This window comes from Cellulosimicrobium cellulans (assembly GCF_042723955.1).
GTDB lineage: Bacteria > Actinomycetota > Actinomycetes > Actinomycetales > Cellulomonadaceae > Cellulosimicrobium > Cellulosimicrobium cellulans_H.
In genome coordinates this window covers 1-8,769 of the sequence record NZ_JBHXIC010000126.1, presented here as the reverse complement: position 1 = coordinate 8,769, position 8,769 = coordinate 1, and the positions used below count along the sequence as shown (strand labels likewise).

At 73.3% G+C, this 8,769-nt stretch carries 5 protein-coding genes; all 5 read left to right on the top strand.

Going from position 1 to position 8,769, the window contains the following annotated elements; all coding sequences use genetic code 11:
- A partial coding sequence (locus ACFWH7_RS19925; RefSeq protein ID WP_378219217.1) for a fibronectin type III domain-containing protein occupies positions 1-2,706 on the top strand: 2,706 nt, incomplete at its 5' end.
- Between the two features lie 46 nt (positions 2,707-2,752).
- Complete coding sequence (locus ACFWH7_RS19920; RefSeq protein WP_378219215.1) at positions 2,753-3,727, top strand: AAA family ATPase; 975 nt, start codon at positions 2,753-2,755, stop codon at positions 3,725-3,727.
- Between the two features lie 107 nt (positions 3,728-3,834).
- Positions 3,835-5,172, top strand: coding sequence for a DUF58 domain-containing protein (locus ACFWH7_RS19915; RefSeq protein WP_378219214.1), 1,338 nt, complete (start codon positions 3,835-3,837; stop codon positions 5,170-5,172).
- Positions 5,172-7,673: a transglutaminase-like domain-containing protein gene (locus tag ACFWH7_RS19910; protein ID WP_378219213.1), complete on the top strand. Its 2,502-nt coding sequence runs from the start codon at positions 5,172-5,174 to the stop codon at positions 7,671-7,673. The genes ACFWH7_RS19915 and ACFWH7_RS19910 overlap by 1 nt, the downstream gene beginning before the upstream one ends.
- Positions 7,670-8,769, top strand: a 1,100-nt coding sequence (locus ACFWH7_RS19905; RefSeq protein WP_378219211.1) for an RDD family protein, incomplete at its 3' end; no start/stop codon positions are given. The genes ACFWH7_RS19910 and ACFWH7_RS19905, both read left to right, overlap by 4 nt.

Sequence of the window (8,769 nt, the reverse complement as noted above, 5' to 3'; positions counted from 1 at the left end):
GGCGAGCTCGTCATCACCCTCACCGAGAACCGCCAGGTCGTGACCTACACCGTCACCGACATCGACGGCCTCACCGCCAAGGCCTTCGTCAAGGTTCCCGGCCTCACCGACCAGAAGCCGACGCTCCGGCCGGGGACACAGCTCGAGGTGCTGGCCGGTGAGTCCCTGCCGATCGACATCACGGAGCACGTGCTGGTCGTCGAGGGCAAGACCCCGCGCCTGACGACCGAGGAGACCGTGAAGGTCACCGAGGGCTCGCGCGAGGTCCCGTCGGTGACGGAGATCGTCTACACCCCCGACCCGGCCTACACCGGGCCGGCGTCCGTCTCGTTCGAGGTGACCGACGGCTCCGGCCCCGACGACCCCGACGGGCACACCAACGTCCTGACCATCCCTGTCCAGGTCCTCCCGCCGGAGAACCTCGCCCCGGAGCTCGTCGGGTCCCCGGCGCTCGACGTGGCAGCGGGCGAGGAGGCCTCGGTCGATCTCGCACGCTTTGCGACGGACGCCGACGGGGATGCCCTGACGTTCGGGACGTCGGGTGGTGCCGAGGGCGTCACGGTGTCGCTCGAGGGCAGCACCCTGCACGCGCAGGCGACCCCCGAGGTCCCCAAGGGCTCGGTGGTCCAGGTCCCGATCACCGTCACCGACGGCGAGCACCCCCCGGTCGAGGGCACCGCGACCCTCACCGTCGTGGCCTCCACCCGACCCTTGGTTCGCGCCAACCAGGACACCGTCGACGACGCCCACCAGGGCAAGGCCACCACCGTCGACGTCCTCGCCAACGACTCCAACCCCTTCCCCGACACCCCGCTCAAGCTCGTGGACGCCATCGTGGAGACCGGGCAGGGGTCGGCAGACGTGGCCGGTGACCAGGTCAGCGTCACGCCCCGGGACGACTACGTCGGCGTGATGGTGGTCCGGTACCGGGTGCAGGACGCGACGAAGGACCCCGACCGTGAGGTCGAGGGCCGGGTCCAGCTCAAGGTGCTCGGCAAGCCCGAGGCCCCGGCCACCCCGCAGGTCGACGAGGTCCGCTCCCAGACCGTCGTGCTGTCCTGGGACCCGCCGAACAACAACGGCGCCGAGATCACCGGCTACACCGTGCGCTCCCAGAACGGCTACGAGAAGGCCTGCGGCACCACCACCTGCACCCTCGACGGCCTCACCAACAACGTGAAGTACACCTTCACCGTCTTCGCGACCAACGACGTCGGCGACGGACCCGCCTCCCCGCCCTCCGAGGAGGCGCGTCCCGACGAGAAGCCCGACCCGCCCGCCGCACCCACCCTCGAGTTCGGCGACCAGTCCCTCACCGTCACCTGGGAGAACAAGACCTACACCGACCGCTCGGCCATCGAGACCGTCGACCTCGAGATCTCTCCGGCGCCGCCGGGCGGAGCGGTCCAGAAGACCGCGCTCGTCGGGACGTCCGTGACCTGGGACGGGCTGAAGAACGGCGTCGCCTACAAGGTGCGCGTCCAGGCGAACAACCAGGCCCCCGACCCCTCGGAGTGGGGCGAGTGGTCGACGGCGGAGACGCCGGCGGGCAAGCCTGCCGCGCCGGCGAAGCCGACCGTGAAGCGCACCTCGATCGGCAGCACGTCGCAGATGCAGGTGACGTGGGGTGCGCCCTCCGACAACGGTGCCGCGATCACGAGCTACACGATCGAGGCGCTCCAGGGCGGCTCCGTGGTCAAGACCGTCCCCGCCGCCGGCGGCGCGACGTCGGTAGCCGTCGGGGTCCCCGCGGACACGACGGGCTACACGTTCCGCGTCCGGGCGCACAACAAGGCGACCGACAAGTTCGGCGACGCCGAGTTCTCGCCCGCGTCCGACCCGGTGCGCGCCTTCGCGGCGCCGAGCACCGTGAGCAACCTCAGAGCCACGGCGAACGGGACGAACAGGCAGATCCAGCTCTCGTTCGGCGCCGCGTCCGGCAGCGGCGTGAAGTCGAGCGAGATCTCCTACGAGTATGCCGCAGGGGACGGCTGGAAGCCGCTCGCCGACAGCAAGATCGTCGGAGGGCTCACCAACGGGAGGGCGTACTCGATCAAGGTGCGCGCCGTCGCCAACGTCGACGGCGCGAACCAGGCCGGCGAGGCTACGACCGCCAACTCGGCCACCCCGTACGGCCCGCCCCCGCGCCCGACCGTGTCGGCGAGCGGCGGCAAGGGACAGGTGACGTTCAAGGTCTCCGGTTCCACGAACGGGCGCAACGTGACCGTCCGCGTGAGCGGAGCGAAGTCCGGGTCCTTCAGCATCTCGCAGTCCGCCGGATCGGGCTCGGACTCCTACACGGTGGGTGGGCTCGGCTACAGCGAGACCGCGAGGCTCTGCGCCGTCGCGAAGGACAGCGAGGGCAACACGTCCGCCGAGCACTGCGACTCCGCCAAGACCGACGCGCGCCCGGTACCGACGCTGTACAAGCACTCCAACGCTCGGGGCGAGGAGGGGTGCGGGGACAGCTCGTGTCGCTGGCTCGGCATCGACCCCAACGGCGCGACCGGCTCGGTCCAGTACCAGTGCTGGGCCTCCGACTCCGGGTGGCACAAGTTCTCGCCCTCGTCGAACTACTCCAACCAGTGGTGGACGATCAACCTCAGCAACGGCCGCCAGCGACTCCAGTGCTACTACGGCTACCCGGGGCAGCAGGTCCAGGTGAAGTTCTCCGACGGGACGACCACACCGGTCATGGGCTGGTAGCCCCACGCTCGACCGCCACAGAGCACGCAACGAGAAACGGAACAACATGAGCACGATGACCCCCGAGCAGGCCACCTGGTTCGCTCAGACCTTCGACCGCCTCGTCGGCAACGTGGGCCAGGCCGTCCTGGGCAAGGCGCACGTCGTGCGCCTGACGCTGACCTGCATGCTCTCCGAGGGCCACATCCTCCTCGAGGACGCGCCGGGCACCGGCAAGACGTCGCTCGCCCGCGCCCTCGCGGCGAGCGTGCAGGGTACGAACAACCGCATCCAGTTCACGCCGGACCTGCTCCCGTCGGACGTCACCGGCGTGACGATCTACGACCAGAAGACCGGGAAGTTCGAGTTCCACCAGGGCCCGATCTTCGCCTCGATCGTGCTGGCCGACGAGATCAACCGTGCGTCGCCCAAGACGCAGTCCGCGCTCCTCGAGGTCATGGAGGAGGGCCGGGTCACGGTCGACGGCGTCGGCCACGAGGTCGGCCGCCCGTTCATGGTCATCGCGACGCAGAACCCCATCGAGCAGGCGGGCACGTACCGCCTCCCCGAGGCGCAGCTCGACCGATTCCTCATGAAGGCGTCGATCGGCTACCCGGACCACGCGTCCACGGTGGAGATCCTCTCGGGCGCGTCCGTGCGCGACCGCAGCAAGACGCTGCAGCCCCTCATCACGACGCAGGCCGTGACGGAGATGGCCGAGCTCGCCGCGCGGGTGCACGTCGACGGCGCGGTGCTCGAGTACGTCTCCCGCCTCGCGGAGGAGACGCGCAACGCGCCCGAGGTCCGGGTCGGCGTGTCCGTCCGTGGCGCGCTCGCGCTCGTGCGCTGCGCGAAGGTGTGGGCCGCCGCCCACGGGCGCAACTACGTGCTGCCGGACGACATCAAGGAGCTCGCGCAGCCCGCGTGGGCGCACCGTCTCGTGCTCGACCCGGAGGCCGAGTTCGCCGGCGCGACGAACGAGGCCGTGCTCGGCCGGCTCCTCGCCGACGTCGCGGCCCCGCAGGAGCGGCGCTCCGCCTGACCGGACGGGCGGCCCTCCCCACGCCGCCCGCCCGTCCCGCCCGTCCGCGCTGCCGTGCAGACCCGACGGCGGACCGTCCTTCCCCGTACCGATCGAGAGCACATCGCATGAACGCCTCACACGGCCCCTCGGCCGGCCGCCCGAGCGCCAGCTCCGGCCGCCCGCGCGGCAGGACCGGCACGCCACCCGCGTCGTCGGCCCTCGCCGGCCTGCTCCGACCCCTCGCGGCGCCCCTGGCCCGCGTCACTGCGCCCCTCGGGCGCGCGCTGGCGCCCGTGGCCCGGACCGTCGAGCCCGTGACCTCGGCGGTCAGCCCGTTCGGCTGGGCCGCGCTCGTCGTCACCGTCGGCGCCTGGTGGGCCGGGCTGGCCCTCTCGTGGCTCGAGCTGCTGGTGGTGGCGGTCCTGCTCACGGTGTCGCTGCTCGCCGCCGTCGCCTTCGTGCTGGGTCGCTTCCGCTACGCCGTCGTGCTCGACCTCGCGCAGCAGCGCGTCACGGTCGGCGACCGTGCCGTCGGGCGTCTCGACGTGCGCAACGACTCGGGGCGGCCGCTGCTCCCGTCGGTCATGGAGCTCCCCGTGGGGCAGGGCATGGCGACGTTCCCCGTCCCGCGCCTGCGCCCCCAGGCGAGCCACGAGGAGATCTTCACGGTGCCGACGCACCGGCGCTCGGTGATCTCCGTGGGACCGGTCCGCTCCGTGCGGGCGGACCCGCTCGGCCTGCTGCGCCGCGAGGTCGTCTGGACCGAGCCCGAGGAGCTCTTCGTCCACCCGCGCGTGAAGAACCTCTCGGGCTCGTCCACCGGGTTCCTCAAGGACCTCGAGGGCCGCGTCACGACGGACATCTCCAACTCGGACGTCTCGTTCCACGCGCTGCGCGACTACGTCCCGGGGGACGACCGCCGGCACATCCACTGGAAGACGACGGCTCGGACCGGGCAGCTCATGGTCCGCCAGTTCGAGGAGACGCGTCGGTCGCACCTCGCCGTGCTCCTGTCGACGCGGGCCGAGGACTACGCGCACGACGACGAGTTCGAGCTCGCCGTGAGCGCGTGCGGGTCGCTCGGGCTCCAGGCGATCAAGGAGGACCGTGGCGTCACGGTCCTCGTCAACGACGGCAACCTGCGCGGCGACCACCGCACCCGCCTGCTCGACGACCTCGCGCGCGTCGAGACGCGCGCGCAGCGCACGTCGCTCGTCGACGTCGCCCGCGTCGCGGGGCTGACGATCAGCGACGCGTCGGTCGTGGCGTTCATCGTCGGCAGCAAGGTGACGCCCACCGAGCTGCGGGCGGCGTCCGCCCGGCTTCCCCAGGACGTCCGCGTCATGGCGATCCAGTGCGTCCCCGGGGCCTCGCTCAGCCGGCACGCGATCGCGGAGCTCGTCGTCCTCACCATCGGCGAGCTCGGCGAGCTCCCCCTCGCCCTGCGGAGGCTGAACGACTGATGAGCGCTCCCAGCACCACGACGCGCGGCTCGCGCCGCGCCACCCCGGTCGGTACGCCCGCCCCCTCCTCCGGGACGTCACAGCGCAACACGACCCGGCTGCGCGGCGCCGACGCCCCGCGGGCGCTCACGGCCCTCGGCGCCGTCGACGCGCTCGCGCTCGTCCTCGTCCTCGGCGCGGTCGCGGTCGGGTTCGGGCCCGTGTGGGGGTCGACCGGGTACCTCGTCCCGGCCGTCGGCGGCGCCGTCGTCGGGCTCCTGGTCGCCTGGCTCGGGGCCTGGCGCCGGTGGTCGGCCGCCACGGTCCTCGTGGTCGCGGTCGTCGCCTACCTGCTCCTCGGCGGCGCGCTCGCGCTGCCGGCCGACGCGATCGGCGGGGTCGTCCCGTCGCTCCAGACGATCACCGACCTGCTCCGTGGCGCCGTCACGGGCTGGAAGGAGTTCGTCACCACGGTCCCGCCGTTGCACTCCTTCCCGGAGCTCGCGGTCGTCCCGTACCTCCTCATGCTCGCCGCCGCGCTCCTCGCGGGGACGATCGCATGGCGTGCGCGCCGCGCCGAGTGGGCGCTCGTGCCCGTCGTGATCGCGTTCGTCGGGGTCATCCTCCTCGGGACCGTCATCGCGGCGTTCCCGGTGGCGCAGGGTCTCGTCGTCGGCGGCGTGGGCCTGCTGTGGGCCGGGTGGCGGGTCACCGCCTCCCGGCTCGGCGCGCACCAGATCACGACCGAGGCGAGCAAGGCTGCGACGCGGCGGCTCTGGTGGCACCGCGTGCGCACGGGCGCCGCGATGCTCGTCGTCGGCGGCGTCGCGGCCGCGTTCGCCGCGCCCGTGCTGCTCCCGGACGAGCCGCGCACCGTGCTGCGCGAGACGGTCGTGCCGCCGCTCGACCTGCACGAGTACGTGAGCCCGCTCACGGCGTTCCGCAAGTACGCCAAGGACATGCGCGAGGACGAGCTGTTCACCGTGCAGGGGCTCCCGGCGGGCGCCAAGGTCCGCCTCGCCGGGCTCGACACGTACAACGGCGTCGTCTACGACGTCTCCAGCGGGTTGCCCGGCTCAGGCGTCTACACGCGCGCGGGCGAGGAGATCGCCACGGTCGCGTCCGGGACGCCGACGCGCGTCGACGTCCAGGTCGGGGACTACACCGGCGTGTGGGTGCCCGACGTCGGCACGCTCGAGGGCGTCACCTACGCGGGCGACCGCGCGCGCGAGCTCGGCGAGACGACGTACTACAACTCGACGACGGGGACCGCGCTGACGACCGCCGGGCTGCGCCCCGGCGACTCGTACACGCTCGACACGCTCGTCACGGTCGAGCCCACCGAGGACGACCTGCGGGCGGGCGCGATCGACCAGTCGATCGAGGTCCCCACCCCGCCCAAGGACGCGCTGCCCGCGTCGCTCGCGGGCAAGGCCGCCCAGTTCATGGGGGAGGAGACCGAGCCCGTCGACCAGCTCTACGCGCTCCGCGACGGCCTCGTGGCGAGCGGTGTCTTCTCGAGCGGGCTCGACACCCAGCCGCCGTCGCGGCCGGGTCACTCGGCGGAGCGCATCGACACGCTCCTCGCGGACGACGAGATGGTGGGCGACGACGAGCAGTTCGCCGTCGCGCTCGCTCTCATGGCCAACCAGGCCGGCATCCCGGCGCGCGTCGTCATGGGCTTCTACCCCGACGAGGAGAAGAACCCGCTCGAGCCGGGCGAGCCGTTCACGGCGACCGGGGCCGACGTGCACGCATGGGCGGAGGTGCCCTTCGTCGGCTACGGGTGGGTGCCGATCCCGGCGATCCCGGACGAGGACAACAAGATCCAGCCGGAGCCCAAGAGCCTCCAGGTACCGAAGCCCCCGATCCTCGAGGACCCGGAGCCGCCGGAGGAGCCCGCCGAGGCCGAGGCCGGGAAGGTCGACGACGAGGAGAAGGAGAAGGCCGAGAGCGACGGCTTCGACTGGGGCCAGGCGGCCCTCGTCGCCGTCGCCGTGGTGGTGCCGCTCGCGCTCCTCGCCCTGCCCGTGATCCTCGTGCTGGCCTACAAGGCGCGTCGCCGGGCCCGACGTCGCGCGGCAGCGCGTCCGGTGGACCGGGTGAGCGGCGGCTGGCGCGAGGTCCTCGACACCGCGACGGACCTCGGGACGCCCGTCCCCGCGGGCTCCACGCGGCGCGAGGGCGCCGGCCTCCTCTCCCAGGCCTACGGCGCGACGGCCACGATCCCGCTCGCGCACCGGGCCGACGCGACCGTCTTCGGCCAGGGCGAGCCGAGCGAGCAGGAGATCGACGCCTTCTGGGCGGACGTGGACACCGTCGTCGGGGGGCTACGCTCCTCCGTGAACCGTCGCGCCCGCGTCCGTGCCGCACTCTCGTTGCGGTCCGTGCGCGCGGCCTCCGGTTCCTCGGGTCTGCGCCGGTGGCTGCCCGGCCGTCGCGCCGGCACGAAGGGTGGCGCCGTGCCCCCGACGGCAGGGTCGTCGTCGGAGCCGACGAGACGACAGGGAGACGAGTCATGAGCGACGTGACGTGCGCCGCCTGCGGGTCCGCGCAGTCCTCGGGGTCCGCGTTCTGCGCGGTGTGCGGGCAGCCCTTCCCTCGGACGGGTCGCCCGGTCGCCGAGCCTGCCGCGGGCCCGGTCGGGAGCGTCCAGGCGGTCGCCGCGCGCGCGGGGTCGGACCTGCCGTACGCGGCCGCCCCTCAGTCGGCACCGGACACCACGACGGAGCCCGAGGTGTACGCCGCGACGCAGAAGGCCTTCGGCCAGCCCGCGCCCGCACCGTCGTCGTCGCTGGCGTCCGCCCCGTTCGCGGGGCGAGGCCGACGCTTCCTCGCCTACGTCGTCGACGTCGCCGTCCCGGGCCTCGTCGCGCTGGTGGTCGTCGTCGCGGGTCTCGCGATCGTCGGGGCGCCGCTCGGCAGCGTCCAGGTCGTGACGCAGGACGAGGCCGCCGCGCTGATCGGCAAGATGCTCGTCGTCTACGTGGCTGCCGCGGTGCTCGCCCTCGCGTGGTGGGTGGGCGTCTGGTTCTGGGAGGGATCGACGGGCAAGACGCTCGGCAACCTCCTCACGGGCATCCGCACGGTCGACGCGGGGACGCGCGAGCCGATCGGCTTCGGCCGGGCCGCGCTCCGCTGGATCATCGTGGGCGTCGTGCCGGCGGGCGGGATCCTCGTGGTCCTGCTCAGCCCGGGCTTCGACTCCTCCGGCCGGTCGCAGGGGTGGCACGACAAGGCCGGTCGCTCCCTCGTGCTCGACGTGCGCGGCGTCGCCCCCGCGTCCTCGTCGCCCGCGGGCTACGAGGGGGTGGCCTCGCTCGTGGCCGGCGCGCCCGCAGGTGCCGGCTACGGCGCGGCCGGGGGCTACGCGCCGGCGCCCCAGCCCGGCTACGCCCCCGCACCTGCCCAGGCCGGCTACGCGCCGTACCCGCCCGCCCCGCTCGGCGGCCAGGGCGCCGCGACGCCCGCCGCACCCGCCGCCCCGGGCGCGTTCGCCCCTGCGGCGCCGGCCGGTGCCGCTCCCGTCCCGGACCCCTGGGCGGTCGCAGGCTCATATACACAACTCCGAGCCCCCGAGACTTTGCTGGATAGGGTGTTTGGGGGGGTGGGGTGGTA